The sequence below is a fragment of the Xenorhabdus szentirmaii DSM 16338 genome, assembly GCF_002632585.1.
Classification (GTDB): domain Bacteria; phylum Pseudomonadota; class Gammaproteobacteria; order Enterobacterales; family Enterobacteriaceae; genus Xenorhabdus; species Xenorhabdus szentirmaii.
Window position 1 is genome coordinate 249,782 of sequence record NZ_NIBV01000003.1, and the last position, 16,263, is coordinate 266,044.

The 16,263-nt window shown below is 50.4% G+C and carries 16 protein-coding genes and 2 pseudogenes; 4 read left to right on the forward strand and 14 right to left on the reverse strand.

Going from position 1 to position 16,263, the window contains the following annotated elements:
• Positions 1–11 precede the first annotated feature (11 nt).
• On the forward strand, positions 12–647 hold the full coding sequence (locus Xsze_RS19860) for a GAD-like domain-containing protein (RefSeq protein ID WP_038240711.1): 636 nt from the start codon (positions 12–14) through the stop codon (positions 645–647).
• A gap of 183 nt (positions 648–830) precedes the next feature.
• Here the strand turns inward: Xsze_RS19860 and Xsze_RS19865 are convergent, their stop codons facing one another.
• Positions 831–3,455, reverse strand: a complete 2,625-nt coding sequence (locus Xsze_RS19865) for an inverse autotransporter beta domain-containing protein (RefSeq protein ID WP_244431847.1) — start codon at positions 3,453–3,455, stop codon at positions 831–833.
• A gap of 437 nt (positions 3,456–3,892) precedes the next feature.
• Between Xsze_RS19865 and Xsze_RS19870 the strand changes: the two genes are divergently transcribed.
• Positions 3,893–4,237: a hypothetical protein gene (locus tag Xsze_RS19870; RefSeq protein ID WP_051462519.1), complete on the forward strand. Its 345-nt coding sequence runs from the start codon at positions 3,893–3,895 to the stop codon at positions 4,235–4,237.
• Positions 4,238–4,355: 118 nt separating this feature from the next.
• Here the strand turns inward: Xsze_RS19870 and Xsze_RS19875 are convergent.
• Positions 4,356–4,934: pseudogene (locus Xsze_RS19875) on the reverse strand (conjugative transfer ATPase); the annotation flags it as partial.
• Between the two features lie 142 nt (positions 4,935–5,076).
• On the opposite strand from Xsze_RS19875, the gene Xsze_RS19880 reads away from it, so the two are divergent.
• On the forward strand, positions 5,077–6,096 hold the full coding sequence (locus tag Xsze_RS19880) for an IS110 family RNA-guided transposase (protein ID WP_099139172.1): 1,020 nt from the start codon (positions 5,077–5,079) through the stop codon (positions 6,094–6,096).
• Positions 6,097–6,363: 267 nt separating this feature from the next.
• Here Xsze_RS19880 and Xsze_RS19885 read toward each other — a convergent pair.
• From Xsze_RS19885 to Xsze_RS19930, 10 genes and pseudogenes are all read right to left on the reverse strand, one after another.
• Positions 6,364–8,577: pseudogene (locus tag Xsze_RS19885) on the reverse strand (conjugative transfer ATPase); the annotation flags it as partial.
• Positions 8,577–8,978: a TIGR03751 family conjugal transfer lipoprotein gene (locus tag Xsze_RS19890; RefSeq protein WP_038240246.1), complete on the reverse strand. Its 402-nt coding sequence runs from the start codon at positions 8,976–8,978 to the stop codon at positions 8,577–8,579. The pseudogene Xsze_RS19885 and the gene Xsze_RS19890, both read right to left, overlap by 1 nt.
• The gene (locus Xsze_RS19895; protein WP_038240243.1) at positions 8,966–9,322 is read right to left on the reverse strand and encodes a hypothetical protein; all 357 of its coding nucleotides are present in this window, start codon (positions 9,320–9,322) and stop codon (positions 8,966–8,968) included. The genes Xsze_RS19890 and Xsze_RS19895 overlap by 13 nt, the downstream gene beginning before the upstream one ends.
• Positions 9,322–10,740, reverse strand: a complete 1,419-nt coding sequence (locus Xsze_RS19900; RefSeq protein WP_038240241.1) for a TIGR03752 family integrating conjugative element protein — start codon at positions 10,738–10,740, stop codon at positions 9,322–9,324. Before Xsze_RS19900 ends, Xsze_RS19895 begins: the two co-directional genes overlap by 1 nt.
• Positions 10,730–11,563, reverse strand: coding sequence for a TIGR03749 family integrating conjugative element protein (locus tag Xsze_RS19905; RefSeq protein WP_038240239.1), 834 nt, complete (start codon positions 11,561–11,563; stop codon positions 10,730–10,732). The genes Xsze_RS19900 and Xsze_RS19905 overlap by 11 nt, the downstream gene beginning before the upstream one ends.
• On the reverse strand, positions 11,560–12,216 hold the full coding sequence (locus Xsze_RS19910) for a PFL_4703 family integrating conjugative element protein (RefSeq protein WP_038240237.1): 657 nt from the start codon (positions 12,214–12,216) through the stop codon (positions 11,560–11,562). Before Xsze_RS19910 ends, Xsze_RS19905 begins: the two co-directional genes overlap by 4 nt.
• A complete protein-coding gene (locus Xsze_RS19915; RefSeq protein WP_038240234.1) occupies positions 12,213–12,587 on the reverse strand; it encodes a TIGR03750 family conjugal transfer protein in 375 nt (124 codons plus the stop codon). Before Xsze_RS19915 ends, Xsze_RS19910 begins: the two co-directional genes overlap by 4 nt.
• 10 nt (positions 12,588–12,597) lie before the next feature.
• Complete coding sequence (locus tag Xsze_RS19920) at positions 12,598–12,939, reverse strand: TIGR03745 family integrating conjugative element membrane protein (protein WP_244431834.1); 342 nt, start codon at positions 12,937–12,939, stop codon at positions 12,598–12,600.
• 70 nt (positions 12,940–13,009) lie between these two features.
• Positions 13,010–13,246, reverse strand: a complete 237-nt coding sequence (locus Xsze_RS19925; protein WP_038240230.1) for a TIGR03758 family integrating conjugative element protein — start codon at positions 13,244–13,246, stop codon at positions 13,010–13,012.
• Positions 13,243–13,569 (reverse strand): integrative conjugative element protein, RAQPRD family, encoded by a 327-nt coding sequence (locus Xsze_RS19930; protein WP_038240227.1) that lies wholly within the window; start codon positions 13,567–13,569, stop codon positions 13,243–13,245. Before Xsze_RS19930 ends, Xsze_RS19925 begins: the two co-directional genes overlap by 4 nt.
• A 149-nt stretch (positions 13,570–13,718) precedes the next feature.
• Here Xsze_RS19930 and Xsze_RS19935 point away from each other — a divergent pair, with 149 nt between their 5' ends.
• On the forward strand, positions 13,719–14,411 hold the full coding sequence (locus tag Xsze_RS19935) for a DUF5710 domain-containing protein (RefSeq protein ID WP_038240226.1): 693 nt from the start codon (positions 13,719–13,721) through the stop codon (positions 14,409–14,411).
• A gap of 141 nt (positions 14,412–14,552) precedes the next feature.
• On the opposite strand, the gene Xsze_RS19940 is transcribed toward Xsze_RS19935, so the two are convergent.
• Both Xsze_RS19940 and Xsze_RS19945 read right to left on the reverse strand, forming a co-directional pair.
• Positions 14,553–15,797 (reverse strand): type II restriction endonuclease, encoded by a 1,245-nt coding sequence (locus Xsze_RS19940; protein WP_038240223.1) that lies wholly within the window; start codon positions 15,795–15,797, stop codon positions 14,553–14,555.
• Positions 15,790–16,263, reverse strand: a complete 474-nt coding sequence (locus Xsze_RS19945; protein ID WP_038240221.1) for a very short patch repair endonuclease — start codon at positions 16,261–16,263, stop codon at positions 15,790–15,792. The genes Xsze_RS19940 and Xsze_RS19945 overlap by 8 nt, the downstream gene beginning before the upstream one ends.

The following is a 16,263-nucleotide window of genomic DNA, read 5'->3' on the forward strand; positions in this document are numbered from 1 at the left end:
AGGTATAAGTCATGCGTGATGAATATTTTAAATGTCTTATTGATGATTTAGGTGAAGCTACTCAGTATAAGGTTGTGCCTACCGATGCTATAGAAAAATGGCTGGGTAAACTACCAGACCAGTTATTGTATTATTGGAAAACGGAAGGCTGGAACAGCTATAAAGACGGGCTATTTAGTATAGTAAATCCGGATGATTATGAAGATATTGTTGATATGTGGCTGGAAGACACACCATTTGAATCAATGGATTCCTATCATGTTATTGCCAGAAATGACTTTGGAAAACTTTATCTTTGTGGCCAAGAAACGGGTAGGAACATATCAATTTCATGTGTATCTAATACTATTATTTATGACAAAAAAGAATTTTATAAAAAAGATAAAAAAAGATTAGATCTGGATATTGCTGCTTTCTTTGCCAACAAATCCGTTAAATCGCTTGATCTTAAAGGAAGTGGAAAGACTGGCATTTTTTCCCGTGCAGTTAAAAAACATGGTCCATTAAATACTGATGAAATCTTTGGTTTTGAACCAGCTATTGTTTTAGGTGGTGAAATTAAGCTTGAAAATGTAAAAAAACTGAATATGCACATTCATTTGGATATTTTACGACAACTTTCTGAACCCGATATATACGGATTTTAATCATACAGAGACCCTGTAAAGGACCCTATTTACTATTTTGTGTAATCGCCTTTTTCAAGCGTGGTGGCTTAATACAGCCACCTGCCTCATTTATAACAGATGAATATTATCCACCACACGCAAACGCCAGCCAAACCCAGGCATTACGCATCCACTCGTTTCGCCCTGCCGAGTAGGCCCACTTCACCTGCCCACCTGCCCACCTGACTGGCTGGCATACGTTGACAGATAATCCGTGGAAACCACATAAAACTCCCTCACCCACCCCTCATAGTAATGAAAATTGCCCCATTCTTCATAAAGCCGTTCAAACGCATATTTGGGTGCAACCTGGCTGCCGAGTGACTGGCAAATTTGCGTGGCATTAAAATAAAAATCTTTTGTCAGGCCGGAGCGTTCGAACCAGATATAGCTTGTTAAGGTCAGTATCACCTGCTGCCCTGTTTCATCGGTACCGGTCAGTCTCGCGCCATCCGGCTGTTGCTGTATAACCACCGTATCACCGGATATTATCACCGCCGGAGAATCACTCTGCCAGTTCACCCGGCCTGTATGACCATCAGTAATAATGCGAAATTTTGCACCACGCCAGAACACGGTCGGCCCACGGGAGCCAAAGGATTTCTGGTTAGCATTACCGCCCTGACTGTCAACGGCAACAGTATCGGCGACACGCAATGGTGGAATAAATTTCACTGTTGGTGAAATAACCTCCCAGTCATCAATAATTGCTGTCACTGAAGCAGGGCCTGCCTTCTGGCTGGTCAGTGTCGCGCGGACTTCGCCATTTTTATCGGTATGAATCTGTGCGGTAGTAAAATGACCGTGGTTTGAACGCCACCAGACAGGAAGACCGACAGCGGGCTGACCGGTCAGTTTTTTCACCGTTACAGTCAGTGTGGCGCTATCCTGACCATTGGCAATAATGCGGGGTTTATCTGCACGAAAGGTCGCGGCCAGCACATCATCAAACCAGAGTGTCGGGGCGGTTACCGTTTCATCATCCACCTGAGCCCATACCCGGTGCTCACCGGCCACGGTACTGGTCAACTGAACGTATGCCTCTCCCTGCGCATCGGCCCGGGTCTCTGCGGATGACAGGACGCCATTGTCGGTGTACCAGATGATCGGCTGATGAGGAATGGGAATACCGGCAGCATCTTTTACGGTGACGGTAAACGTCACGGCATCCTGACCATCAGCTCTGGCCTGTATTTTGTCTGCGGTAATAACCGATTTCAATGCCGTGCTAAAATGCACCGGCAGGGCCACGGTGACATGCTCGCCGACCGAGACTTGTACGCGATGCTCCCCGTGATGGTGGCTGCGCAACAACACCGTTGCCAATCCCTGTGCATCCGTTTTCTGTGTGATTTGTGAAAGCTCGCCTTTATCGCTTGACCAGTTCACCGGCTGATCGGAAACCGGCTCACCATCACGATCTTTGACCACCACGGTATACCTCACACTGTCCTGACCGTCTGCCTTTGCCTGCGTCCGGTTGGCGGTGACCTGCACATGCGTTTCCGTCGGCTGGATGAAAATCGTGGTTTCCGATGGCAGGGAACGGTTACCGTGCCTGTCAATGGCAATACCGGCAAGTCGGATCATTTTATCGCAGGCTTTCGGCAAAAGCAGCGTCACTTTATCGGGCATCTGGTGAACAATTTTGCCACCGGCCTGGTATAACTCATCAGCCCGGAGTTCTAAACGCGCAAGCGGATATTTAGCGGTGATCTGCGGGGTAAAGGTGACCGTTTTGCCGGCCTTGCCGCTGAGCTGGTCGGGAAAATCCAGTGTTATCAGCGTCTGTTTCCGGTGATCCAGCACCATATCATGACGACGGTTGACAAAATCTGTCCGTTTGAATGTCAGGTTACGTAACGGTGCGACAGCGTTGGGATCGAGCTGTTGGGATAAGGGGATGCCCAGCTGGTAATTGAGCGCCAGCGTAAAACGGCTATCCCGCTGATCCTGCTTCCCCTGCCGGATATCCGCGCCCAGTGTGATTAACGGCACCGGCGTATAGCTCAGCCCGGCCGTCAGGCTGTAGGGATTGTGCTGACGTTTGCTGTCACCGAATAAATTCACGTCCTGCCCGTCGTATTGTTCAAATACCAGTTGCCCGCCCCAGTGTGGCAACGCGGATAAGCCCCCTTCTACCCGGATATCCCAGCCATTGGCGGGCCGTGTATCATAATCGGTGACTTTTCGGGACGCTTTCCAGCCGGATAAGCGTTGGTACAGGTTGGCAGAAAATTTGACATTATCGCGCCACGCTTCGACCCCGAGGCTGTAGCGATGGTGCTGAGCCAGCCATTCAGCATCCCAGAACGCATTCACTCCCCAGAGCCAGTTATCAGCCAGATAACGGTATCCCATCCCCAAATGGGTCGTTGTTTGCCCCTGTCCGGCTTTCACTCCCCACTGACTGAAGGCGGTGTCTGCCGGCGTGGTATACCACGGCAGTACCCAGTCCAGTGCCGCTTCTTTTAACGAAAAAGTGTGATCAAAAGGGAGTGAGATCCGAACATTGCCAAATTGATTGAGCCAGGGAGTGAAGGTGGCTGTCACTGCCGATGACAGCTGCTGGGCAGCGATTGATTGCGCGGCGTCGGTGGGGGATTGCGATTGGTGAAGTTGCTGCCCTAATTGTGAGGTGATGTCAGCCAGCTTGTGGGCAGAAAGATTATCTTCGTTTTGCTGTTCTGGCGTGGCCTGCCCCTGAAAACTAAGCAACAGACTCAACAGGCCGATAATCAGGCATTTCGCGTTATCGGGCAGAGAGGATTGGAATTTTTGCAACACTGACTGTTACCCTTTTCATTAATGATGAAAGCGGTAACATGCGGGAAAAACAGCACATATACAGTGCTCAATTCTTTTTCCGACAGTGAAAATTAAAACAAATAAGGAATTCAAATGTGAAAAACATGAGTAACCTATCAGGAAAAGGGTCAAAAAACCTTGTATCACAAGGGATAGAGTGAGTTAGTAGATAACCCCGGCATATTTTTTACAAACGTTAAGACATAAAAAAATCTAACAATCTTATTTTAATGAATAAAATTAAATTTCTATTGCTAATGAATTAAATTTATAAAATGGAATAATTATTTTTAATCAATATGTTACGATAAGCTATATTTTTACGTTTTATTTAAAGTGTGGAGTATTTTCATTGGGTACCTGCCAAAAAGTAGGATGGTATTTACCTGTATAAACAAGCCAACAAGGAGGCGAATATGTCTGATAAATGGTACACATATACGATAAGCGCAATAGATTATCGCTGGGAATTACTGCCAACGGTAGAAGAAACTCTTACCAAATTAGTATCATCGGAAGATGATAAACGGGAATATGAAAATAAAACATTTCGCTCTCTCAGTGAATTTTTAGCCGACTGGAAAGAAGCCAGAGCAATAGCTGACGACTGGGAAGGGGATTTTGTTAAAGGGCCATGCGTTTTTTGTGTTCCGAATGATATTGCATTTCGCTACGGATTTGTCTGGAAACAACGCAACAATGGGTTGACTTTTGTCATCAGCCCTGTGGAGCTGCCTCACCTCAATGAATTCGCCTATTAATAGCTGGGTCTTAAAAAATGAAGATGAATATAGAATTCCAATAAAACGAATAAGCTGAAAATGGTCCCAATTCTGACATTGGGATCCTGCTATTATTCGTTCTCAACGAGTCAAATGATCAGCCCGTTTCTTTTTCCATACTGAGTTTTACAACATTCCCCCTCAACCCCCGCGCAATATCCATTTTTCTGGCGACGAAAACAGCAGCTTCCAGTTCACTGCACTGATGCTCCCGCATCAATGCCCTACGCTCGGCTTTTTCTTCTTTTTCCGTCATGCCCAGAGCCAGATAGAGGCTCGGTGGCACCACCCGAAACAAGGCTTCAATTTTCTTCGCCAGCACCACGCCTTCGGTATAACAGCGGGGTAATTTACTGGCAGAAAGCAGCACCGCCTTTTGTTCTTCCGTCAGCTTCTTGAAACGGGCGATTTGTTCCACTTCATCCGGTGGCATGGTGAGACACAACCACCATTCAGCCATATTCAGCATCTTTTCGGCGGTATCCGGATAATCCGCCAGGTTTTGCGTGGCGAGCCACAGCCAGGCACCGAGTTTACGCCACATTTTCACCACCTTGGTCATATACGGCGATAACAGCGGGTTGGTGGTGGTGATATGGCCTTCGTCAATCACCAGTTGTAGTTCCCTGTCCTGATACTGATCCCGTTCGGCCAGGTTATTGACTTTGTTTATGAGGAATGTAATGAACGCATCCCAACCACGTAACCCTCGGTACTATGCTGAAATTGAGAGGTAAGGTGTGGATCCTCTCAGATTTCCGGCCTTATAGTGCCTAAATGAGAAGCCTGTTGCTCTCTGATAACTGGAGGATCCACTCATGAAATATACGCCTGTTGGCGTCGATATCGCAAAGTATCTGATGCAAATTCATTTCGTTGATGAATATACCGGTGAAATCATTGATAAACAGCTACGACGACGGGATTTTTTGACTTTTTTCAGCAACCGGGATCCTTGTCTGATTGGTATGGAAGCGTGTGGTGGTGCCCACTATTGGGCACGGGAGCTGAAAAAGTTAGGGCATGAAGTTCATTTGCTTCAGGCCAAATTTGTTAAAGCTTTTCGTATAGGTAACAAAAACGATGTCATGGATGCCAGGGCAATCTGGATGGCCGTTCAGCAACCGGGTAAACCCGTCGCTATCAAAAATGAAGAACAACAAACCCTACTTTCTGTGCACCGGATGCGTACTCAGTTAGTGAAATTCAGAACCGCGCAAATTAATGCATTGCATGGATTGTTACTGGAATTTGGTGAGACAGTGCATAAGGGGCGGGCATCGTTAGACAAAGCGATACCCGAGGTGCTTGAGCGGTTAAGGATAACACTCTCCCCCTTCCTGATCAGCCTGATTGAAGAGCAATATTATCGCCTGAGTGAACTTGATAAAGAAATTGACGGTCTGGAAAAACAATTGACTGAGTGGGCAAATCAGCATGCGGATTGTCAGCGGATCATGAAAATTCCGGGTGTGGGTGTTCTGATTGCTACAGCAGCCATCGCTACGATGGGGGATCCCACTGCTTTCCGTTCAGGCCGGGAGTTTTCCGCCTATCTGGGCTTGGTTCCCCGGCAAACAGGAACAGGTGGCCGGGTTAAGTTACTGGGCATCAGTAAACGTGGGGATGCGTATCTCAGGACGCTGTTTATCCATGGCGCCAGAGTCGCCACGTTATGCACGAAAACACCGCCCCAGTGGGTAAGCGAACTGAAAAAACGACGTCCGGTTAGTGTTGCGATTGTCGGGATGGCGAATAAACTGGCTCGCACGGTCTGGGCACTGATTGCTCATCAACGGGAATATGAAAAAGATTACGTCAGTGTCAGGCCTTATTGAGGTATTTCACAGATAAAAATTTACTTCAACTTAATTAAAAAAGACGAATACAGAAAGATTGCTGAGGCAAGAGTTATGATGACAACGAAAGGTGAGACCGTGACTTGCTAAACCTGAATGGTCACCAGAGCGTCAAGCTCGTTCGAGGAATAAGGCGCAGGTCAGCGGATTACATCGAGGCCCGCAGTATTAGCTGTAACAAGGCCGAATATAGAGCTGCAATCTACCTTCAATGTCACAATAACTTTTGTCTTGCAAACGGGATGCGTTCATATAGGAAACCATTGCCAGTGCCATCTGGGCCGAGTAGTTCTCCCGCGCCAGTGTGCCTAAATCAATCAGGGTGACATCCACTTCCGGCCACGGCGTACCGGGACGGTTAAACAGTTCTCCCTCGAACCCCTGGGTAAACATCGACATGGCACTGGCCATTTCATCTGCCCGTGCCCGCCGGTGTGCAGTAATTAAAGGCTGCCCGTGCTCATCCTGCTGGTGATTACGGGCGATGGCATAAAGGGCATTTTGTAAGTCTGACGCCACCATCTGGCGGGACTCCGCAAAGCTGGTCTGGGCCGCCTGCATAATGGCTTCACGGATAAGTCCCCGATCAGAGCGGGTCAGGCGCTCTTCCTCTCTTTTTTCCCCGCCGGTGATCATCAGCCGGGCAGCAATTTCCATTTCCCCCAGGATATCACGCTGTTCATCCCCCTCCTCTTCCGGTTGCTCATCCGTATCAGGAATATCGATTTCATGAATGCGCAATTGCCTGGGGCTGAGTTGCAACAACTGATGCGCATCGGCGAACAGCGCCAGACTGACGCCACAGCCCGGTCTGATGCCAATTTTATTGACGGTCAGCCCCAGACTTTCGTAATAATCGGCCAGCAGACCAAAACTGTTGCCCGCCTCCACAATAAACAGGCGCGGCCGATGTATGGCCATTAACTGGATAAGTGAGGCACACAGGGTGGCGGATTTGCCTGCGCCTGTCGGGCCAAACAGCAATAAGTGAGCATTCTGGGTGCGGTCGTGTTTGTTCATCGGATCAAAGGTCAATGGCGCCCCGCCCCGGTTAAAAAAACTGAACCCCGGGTGCCCGGTGCCGGTTGAACGGCCGGTGACCGGCAATAATCCGGCCAGATGCTGCACCCAGGTCAGACGGCTGTACCAGTGCTTTTTGTCTTTCTGCGGGTTAAAACACATCGGCAGTGCCCGTAACCAGGCATTCAGCGGGGAGACACTGAATTCGGGCCGGACAGGCTGTAATCCCGCGGTCAGCAGGGTAGAGGATAACTGATGCACCCGATGATTCAGGTCAGCCAACTCTTTGCCTCGCACCAGAAAGGTCAGTGCGCTGCGGTACAGTTTATGCCGTCGCCCCAGCAACGCTTTGACTTCCTGCACATCCTGCCGGACGCGCAGCGATTCGGTATTTTCCCCCACGGCATTTTTCGCCAGCCGGGTAAAGTCCTCTTCCAGCCTGTCCTGTGCCTGCGCCACAATCGTCAGCGTTACCACGGTGCCTTCCGGCATCATATCCATCAGAGCATTGATATTGTCGCCCCGTTTCACTTCCCCGGTCAGTGTACCCGGTTCGGGCGGACGGCGCAGGCGCTCAACCGGAATGGCTTTATGGGGCAGATGGTCAAACCACCAGACGCCTGCCTCGGGATCAGACACCGGCGGGGTAAACCACAGGCTTTCGGCAAAATCATGGTTGACGGGGAGATCCGATTGTGAGGGCATTTCATAACTGGCTGTGTGATAAAAGTCGGCTTTGCCCATTCCCCAATCCGGGGCCGGATTAAAGTGACGTAACAGCCAGTGGTGGATCTGTCCGCCATGTTGGCGGCAGGCTATCACACCGGCAGACGCCAGCGACGAAACCAGCCGTTCACAGACCTGATTGAGTGCGGCCACCGGCGATAAGGTGAGGTTATTGGCCTGAGATTTTTGCGCCGGCAGCCAGCGGTAAACCACCATGCGGGTCTGGCGTTGCTGCCCCCGCCATGGCTGACCGGTGATTAAACTGTCCTGAAATATCCCGTCCGGCCGGGCAATGCTGCTCAGGTGGCGTTCTGATTCTGCCAGAAAGGCGTCAGTAAAGGCCGAGCCTTGTGCCCACGGTTTCACATAGTGCCGCAGGGTATTGAGATACGCGGCGGGATCATCTTCATCCTGACAAAAGAACTGCACCACCCATGGCGAGATATCGTCTTCTTCCAGACTGTCCTGAATGGCATCTTCCAGCTGATCCCGGATTTCAATCAACCGCTCAGCGGGACGGCCTTCGGTGGCGATGGGTTCAATGCGGTAGACGGCCCCCACGGAAATGCCGTCATCCAATAACAAACATTGCCCGTCTTCCAGATATTCCACCCAGGGCAGGTAATCGATGATGGAGGGGTTGGCATGGTAAATCGCCGCCTCATCCGCCTCATGCAGCTTGCCGGGGCGGTTCAGTGCCTTGAGGATATCCATTACTGTGCCTCCGTGCGTTCACCCGGCAGGGCATACTGTACCTGGCTGTAAAACGGGAATACCGTGCTGTAGCCCGGTATCGGCGTATTGCCGGCAACCAGATGGGGATAGATGTACATCACCATATCGGGATTGGGCAATCGGGGAAATGGCTGGCTGATTTCCTGCGCGGCTGAACGACTATAGTGATAAGGTTCTTTCAGTGCCCTGCGCCGTTCAGCCGGCGTTAATGCCCGGCGCAACGTTTGCCTTGCTGAGGTTGCCCTGTGCCCCGCCTTGTTCCCCTGCCACATCGCCAGCACCGTCTGCTCCCCGGCAGGCAGTAAGGTCTCTTTCGACGTCGAACAGCCGGCCAGTAACCCGGCCAGACACACGACCCAGCCCCAGTTTATTTTTCGCATGCAACACGCTCCGTTATGCCTAGGGGGGTAAAGGTGGCAAATTCCGGGTGCACCGCCAGCTCAGATAAGGTAAAGGGCAGAGTCTCCCACTGTTCAGACTGCGCTTCAGCATTACCGGCAACCTGTGCCTGCCACTGGTTTTCCGTCAGACGAAACACCGTTACATCACCGTCTCCCAGTTCCCAGCATGCCTGACCCACAGAGAGATATAACCGGCGTGCTTTTTTACGCACAGCGCGCCAGTAAAGCTGAACGGGCACGGGTTCAGAACGTGATGTGATATTGACCCGCAGGCAATAAGGCTGACCAGCACTGAACAGCCATTGAGAAGAAGATGTTTCCATTAATCTAAGGCTTCCTGATGTTGTCGGGCGGATTCACTGAAACCGTAGCGCACTTTACGGCCTTTCGTTTCGTAATCAATTGCCAGGCTTTGGGTGATATGCACCACAACACGGGCACCGGGCGGGACATAAACTGCATCGAACGTCTGACTGTAACGCTGTTTAAGCCAGTCACTCATGTCCTTCATACCGCCGGACAGCGCTTTGCCCAGTGCTGCCTGCCCGGCATTGCCCGTTAACGCCGTGGTGAGCCCACCAGTGCCGTTGGTCTGGGCGGTTTGCTGACTGTTGTTCAACGCATCGCCGGCCGAGTTCATGGCTGAGAGGGCAAACAGGGTCGGCAGATAAGTGCCGGCATTGGATTTACGCTCTCCACTGATGCAGGGAATGCCGTTTTCATCGGACAGCCAGCCGATATTACCGGTTTTTTGCCCGCGGCTCGGCACGGTGCGCACGGTGCCATCCTGAAACACAAAGGTGATGGAATTGACCTGACCGCGCACGCAGGAAAGCGTCCAGTCCCCACTGGCCGAACCGGACACCACCGCCCCTTCCACCTCCGGCAGCTCAATGCCGTTGGCGGTCAGGTTGTCTTTGCCGATAAGGATTTTAAACGGATAGGGGTCAGTCACCGTGCCATTGACCGGCACCCGACCTAATAACGCGGTCATCGCCTGACTGCCGGTTAACGTGGCATTTTCCGGCACGGTATAGACGGGTTTGTCATTTTCTTCCTTAAACGATAGATGTTGAACTGAGGCACTTTGGGGTGGGTTCTGTCCGGCGGCGGACTGTTCACTTAAAAATGAAGTCGGGAAGGCGGCGGTGGCTTTGCCGTTGCTCATGGCCTGAATATCGGCCGGTTTTTCATCCGCTGGGGTTATCCAGATAAGTTCATCCTGCCCCCTGACGGCATTGGTTGCATAGGGGTTACCGCCCAGCCCAAGCGGTATCGGACTGTCCTGCCCAGTCAGGGGGGTTGCATTCAGCCGCTCGGTCAGTAAATCCATCTGTGCCAGCAATCCCTGCTGTTCATCCTGTAATTCACGCTGGCGCTGTTCATCGGCCTGCCGGATAGTGGCAACCGCGGCATCTATCTGATCGGCAACATCGTGACGCTGATTTTTTAACTGGTCATTTTCTTTCAGGATATCGGCATTCTGCCGGCTTAAACGCTGTTGCTCTGCCCGCACTTTATTGAGAGTACCGACCAGTGTTCGCAGGGTATCTTCCGGCGTATCCCCGCCGACCCCCAGCGCCTGTAACTCCTCCGGTGACAACGTGGCCAGCACTGTATTTTGGGGCGCATTGGATGCGGAGCTGTCTGTTGAATGGCAACTTTTGATGCCGATAAACCCGCCGATAACCAGCACCGCCGGTACTAATATTTTCACCAGCGGGTTGGACTTAACCTGCATGCTGGCCTCCCGATTTGACTGCAACCGGCTCAGGGATAAAGGCGTTATCCGGCTTCCCCCGAATCACGAGATACAATACTGTGGTATCTTCCGGTGTACCTGCTTTACCCAGCCAGCGATGCTGAAATGTCGCCGCGACAAACTGCCCCTGTAAGCCCCGTGGGTCAAGCGTGATAGCGTGTTTGGCCGTATTGCGCAATTTCAGCGCCACCACGCTATCATCTTGCACGCCCCAGCCTGCCAGCGGGGAAACCGCTACCGGCTCTGATGGATAAAGGGTGGTGATAAATTCGGGCAAATGCAGACTGACCGGGCGGATACCCGTGACCGGCTCGACGGTGCGTAAAGGCGCATACAGCTGCTGCGCGGCATAGCGGGTTAACAACACCGGCACGGGTGCCGATAATTTGGCTTGGCTCTGCGAAGGGGATTTTTCGACTGACACAGTCGACTTTTCATCCGAATAAATCAGGCGTACCGGCTCGGTCGGAGCCGTTTTGGCGGTACGGATATCCAGCAGGATAATTTCGCCGTTTTCGCTGTCCTGCAATTGCAGACGGGTCGGCGAAAAAGACTGGCGGGCTTTCAGGTAAATCGCCCCACCGGCACTTTGTACCCGCAGTTTATCACTGAGTGACGGGGGCACGCCGACACGCATATTCCGGTCAGCAAAAATAATCCGCTCCTGACCGACTTTCAGCGTCACTGATAACGGAATGCGTTCCCATTTCATCAGTTCATCCGCCTTGGTCCCTACGCTGAACCCCAAAAGGCTAACCAGCCCCAGCCAGAAACCGGCTGAATAAGCGAGATATCTTCTCATTGAAACACGCCCTTTTTCTCTTCCACAGGTTGCGGCATCGCTTCCAGACGCTGTGGCATCCCGTCGTAGCAATCCAGCGCCAGACCAAAGGGGTTACGCTCCGCATCCCCCTCCCAGCGCACCACTTTCAGGGGATAGCGTACCAGCGCCCGTTTGACCGGCTCTGCGTGATAATACTCATCAGCCACCAAATCCAGCCGCACCACCCAGTTATCCCGGTTACGCACGGTCACACTGCGCGTCCCATAGCCCCGACCGGGAATTTCATACACCACCCGCACCCGATCGAGCAGTTCACCACTGTCGGCACGGGTTCGGGCATCTTTGTTCAGAAAATCCTGACAGGCGGGGGTCAGATAAGGCGACAGGGCCGCAATTTTCGCCGGATAATCCTGTGCGCCGTTCTTCGGCCAGGCATTCAGTTGCTGGAAAAGATAAAACGCAAAACTGTAGACACTCGGTGCCGGCACTTCCCACCACGCCCGGGTACTGCCGCTGCGTAAGTCCGGCGGATTATGGATGGTGAGATGGCGCGGTGCCGCCATCCAGCCAGCCAGCGTGATCAGCAAGACCAGCACCAGCACCCCGCAGGCGAGCCGCAGGGTCAGGATATGCTGGTCCCGGTTTTTCACCGCATGACGGAACCGGCTCATCGCACTTTCCTGTTGTGATGTACCGGCCTGCTGCGGCGTAATGACCAGCCCTGAGCCGTAATAATCAACGCCGGATCACCAATACCCATCCGGCGTTTCTTTTCTTCCAGTGTCAGCCAGAGATAATGTTCCGGCTTGCCGCGCTTAAGCTGAGCCAGCCAGCGCCCGCCTGTGCTTACCAGCAACAGCGGCATAACCAGTACACCTGTCGGTATCATGACCCAGCCGGCTAACGGGATCAGGGGCAGGCTCAGCATCAGCCCCGACCCCATTCCCAGCAAAGCGGCCAGCCCCATCTCCGGCGTGGTGAATCCGCGAAATACAACCGGTTCAGCATTTAAGCGATCGGGTAAGAACGGGATTGTCTGCATCAGCGTCACCTTAAAAAATAATGCCAGCCGATTTCGCCAGCAGCCAGATCACTGCAACCAGCAGTACCACGCCGACCACGATAATGGATCCAAACTGTGTCCAGGTGGCTTTGCCGTCCCGGACTTCAGAGAAGGTTTCCACCGCCGCCGAAGCCACTTTAAAAAATGCGACGGCCGAGAGGATTAGCCCGCCAATCACAATGCCATCCTGCGCATAGCCTTTCACCTGTCCCAGTAATCCGCCGCCACCGCCATTTTTTGGCGGTTCGATAGCCGGCAAATCAGCCCATGCCGATCCACCGGAAAGGCCGGACAACAACAGCACGAAGCTTATTCGGGTGATCAGGTTCATACTGAAACGACGGCAACGAGTTAAAATGTGTTTCATCGTCAATCTATCCCTTTTCATTGTGTTCATGGCCTCAGCTGGCAAACATCCAGACAGTCACCACCAGTAAGAGGGCGGTTCGCAGGGCAAACTGGCTGAGGGTCTGGTTACGCACTTTTTCATTTGCCCAGCCGTTCCAGACATCCACTGCGGCCCAGGCGGCCCAGAGAAACAGCGTCGCCAGAAAAAAACCGACGCACACCAGAGACAGAAAACCAATATCAAAGTGCCCCGAGGCCACTTCAAAAGCATTACGTTGGGCATTAGTCATTGCTGGTGTTCCTGACGGTAATGGCCGGATAACGGCGCGGGATAGTCCGGCTGGTCACGGGAGGGCATCAGGTAGTGATCGATGCCAGTTTTGATCGTGTTGAGATCGGCCCGGATACGAAGGTAATCGAAGTGATAACGCGGCAGGGTTGCAGTGTCAGCGTGCGCGACGATACAGGCACGTTCCAGTGCCATTTGTACCTGCTCAATCAGATTTTTTGCACTCGCCAGTTCGTCTTTCTCGGCCGCCTGCGCAAGCGGCATACACAACACAGTCAACCCCAGCAGACAGGCAGAACGGGACAGGGAAAAGCAACAGCGCATAAACACTCACCTCATCATGGATTTCAGGAGGCCGAGGATGCGGGGTTTTTTAGGTCAAATCAGTAATAAACTCTTTATGCTTTGGTGAAAATTAGCTAAATAGTCTGACTAATTTATTTGGTTAACGATTTAAGAATGAAGGAAAGCACATGCTGCGGATTGATTTAAACGTCCCTGATGATGAATACGAAAAGGCACGGAAGCTGGGTGCACGCTGGGATGCTGCCGCCCAAATCTGGTATATTGACAACAGTTTTGACCCGACGCCATTTATGAACTGGTTGCCGTTCTACAATGTGCATGCTGAATACTGGTATCTCGCCCAGACCCAAACATCCTGCCCGCACTGTCATGAACACACCACCGTGACGGCGTTTATGCTGCCTGCCGGACACCAGCTACTGGAAGCGGATAACGGCGATGAACCCGGCACGGAAGTTGACTACACAGAGCAGGACAGCCCGGCGTTTTTGTTTTATATCGCCGATATTCCCTCTCTCGTGCGTAACGTGCTGCCCGGTTTTCACCACCGCCTGCGCAAAGCCGTCAGCCAGCGACTGCGCCGACAGCACTGGATAAACCACTGCGAACACTGTGACGGGCAGCAGGATGATACCGAACTGTTTGCCGAAATCAGTGGGGCATTCTTTCCGGCGTCCAGAAAGCAAGCGGCAACTATTCAGCTGCATCGTATCGATCAGCCGTTTGTGGGGTATTGTGAAGATATTTCGCATCATCACTACCATTTTGACCCGAAGCAGGATAACCGTATCTGTAAAGCGTGTGACGGGTTTGAGTGGATGACGCAGGTGGTGAATGCACCGTCAGAGTATCTTCAATAGGCTGTCGCATGAGCGGTACAAAGAAAAATATGACATATAACACATTGTAGGATGACAGGTGCGGATCATGGTGACCACCTGAATGGTCACCTCAGAGAAAAGGTATTTACATATAAATGCAGTGCTGTTTCATTTGCAAAGTCATTGAGTTAATCTTTGGATTTCCTTGATTTCAGTAATGAACTCCATAACATTCTGTAAATCATTGGCATAGGATATTGGATAGAGTGACTTAACAGATTCAGGCACCACTAACTGTAGCGATTTACTCTTCATTTCTGCCAACTGTTGTTCACTTATTCCTGGCTGCATCGTTATCAGATGCTTACGCGCCACCCGGTCTCCTTCAGCCAATACTTGTCTCCAGCGATCTTTACATGTCGTTTTTGCACCAAGCAATCGCAACTTTTCCTGAGGAAAAGATTTATCGTGATAAGCAGAAAAACATGGAAAAAGAAAATCGGGTTTAGACTTATTCTCTGTTATATTTTTGGCAGAACCCTGTTGAAATTGCAGATTATGCAATGAGAAAAGATGATCCAGGTGATTTTCAAAGGCAAAACCAGCACGCGATTTTCGCCTGTTCTGAACACTCAATGAGAAATGAATAAATTCATCAACATCATTCCCGTTTTCTCCAAATCCCTGCGATAATTTTTTTGCTACCTCATAACGTTCATACGTTTTAAATAATTTTTCTTCCTGTTCCATCCATAGCATCAGTGTATTATCGGGTTCATTTATTGGTTCACCTGAGGCCATTTCCCTCGCCAGCAAAGAAAATTCTTTTGACTTAGGAAAACCAGCCGGAAAGTGCTTTAATAATGTTTCCAGTAAATTTTCATTTTTACTTTCAGGTTCTTCAAGTTCTATTCCCAGGTCTTCAAATAACATCCTGACTGGAAGGATAAGCGATTTTTCCTCTATCGAAGATCGGGAAAAATGATGACCAATATTACCCAGCCCAAATAAAGTATTCAGCTGTAATTCAACTGAAGATCCCGGGGGAGTTATAATAATCAGCAAATCGCCATTATTACGTTTAATAATTAGAAAAAAATCACCTTCGCTCATCAAAGATGAAACAGGATTCGTTTTATAATACATACGATATTCAGCCGATCTGTTTGGCTGGTTATAACGGGTATCGTACCACGTTAATTGATCTTCACAGATGATCGGTTCGCTATCTTCTCCGACAATATAAGTCAGCGTTGCCTTAAAAAATATTTTTTCCCCTTGTTCGGAAACGGGAAGATATCTTGAAAATCCTGCTTTGACCAATCCACCAATTTCATGTTGATTTGATTTTTTAGGATCAACATCAACAGCCGAAAGATATTTTGCAACTGCGACTTCGAAATGATCAGATAGCTGCTCAAACATTTTTATTATGTATCCCTTTAGTATCAATTTCTACAGAATCACTACCTGCACAAATCCACTCTTCTATTCTTTCAGATAATTCCTGAACGGGTAATCTGAATCTGCCTTTTATAGCACATTCCCAGATAACCATAACGTGCCAGCCATCACTCCTGAGCTTCTCATTAATAGCTTTATCCCGTAATACATTCTTCCCAAGTTTGTTCATCCAAAATTCGGTTCTGGTCATCGGGACTTTAAACAGATAGCAATCATGGTGATGCCAGAAACACCCATGAGTGAAAATGATTTTTCGATACTCATCGATTACAAAATCAGGCTTCCCCGGTAATTCTTTTACCTGTGTCCGAAACTGAAAGCCAGTATCTTCAAGGATCACTGCCAGCTTTATTTCAATGGCTGTGTCACAATTTCGTATCGCTTTCATATTTTTGCTACGAATTACAGAAGAGTGAACATCAGCCAT

Coding starts and splice junctions, on each gene's coding strand:
- Xsze_RS19860 (WP_038240711.1), top strand. CDS start 12: ATGCGTGATGAATATTTTAAATGTCTTATTGATGATTTAGGTGAAGCT.
- Xsze_RS19870 (WP_051462519.1), top strand. CDS start 3,893: ATGTCTGATAAATGGTACACATATACGATAAGCGCAATAGATTATCGC.
- Xsze_RS19880 (WP_099139172.1), top strand. CDS start 5,077: ATGAAATATACGCCTGTTGGCGTCGATATCGCAAAGTATCTGATGCAA.
- Xsze_RS19890 (WP_038240246.1), bottom strand. CDS start 8,978: ATGCGAAAAATAAACTGGGGCTGGGTCGTGTGTCTGGCCGGGTTACTG.
- Xsze_RS19895 (WP_038240243.1), bottom strand. CDS start 9,322: ATGGAAACATCTTCTTCTCAATGGCTGTTCAGTGCTGGTCAGCCTTAT.
- Xsze_RS19900 (WP_038240241.1), bottom strand. CDS start 10,740: ATGCAGGTTAAGTCCAACCCGCTGGTGAAAATATTAGTACCGGCGGTG.
- Xsze_RS19905 (WP_038240239.1), bottom strand. CDS start 11,563: ATGAGAAGATATCTCGCTTATTCAGCCGGTTTCTGGCTGGGGCTGGTT.
- Xsze_RS19910 (WP_038240237.1), bottom strand. CDS start 12,216: ATGAGCCGGTTCCGTCATGCGGTGAAAAACCGGGACCAGCATATCCTG.
- Xsze_RS19915 (WP_038240234.1), bottom strand. CDS start 12,587: ATGCAGACAATCCCGTTCTTACCCGATCGCTTAAATGCTGAACCGGTT.
- Xsze_RS19920 (WP_244431834.1), bottom strand. CDS start 12,939: ATGAACCTGATCACCCGAATAAGCTTCGTGCTGTTGTTGTCCGGCCTT.
- Xsze_RS19925 (WP_038240230.1), bottom strand. CDS start 13,246: ATGACTAATGCCCAACGTAATGCTTTTGAAGTGGCCTCGGGGCACTTT.
- Xsze_RS19930 (WP_038240227.1), bottom strand. CDS start 13,569: ATGCGCTGTTGCTTTTCCCTGTCCCGTTCTGCCTGTCTGCTGGGGTTG.
- Xsze_RS19935 (WP_038240226.1), top strand. CDS start 13,719: ATGCTGCGGATTGATTTAAACGTCCCTGATGATGAATACGAAAAGGCA.
- Xsze_RS19940 (WP_038240223.1), bottom strand. CDS start 15,797: ATGTTTGAGCAGCTATCTGATCATTTCGAAGTCGCAGTTGCAAAATAT.
- Xsze_RS19945 (WP_038240221.1), bottom strand. CDS start 16,263: ATGGCTGATGTTCACTCTTCTGTAATTCGTAGCAAAAATATGAAAGCG.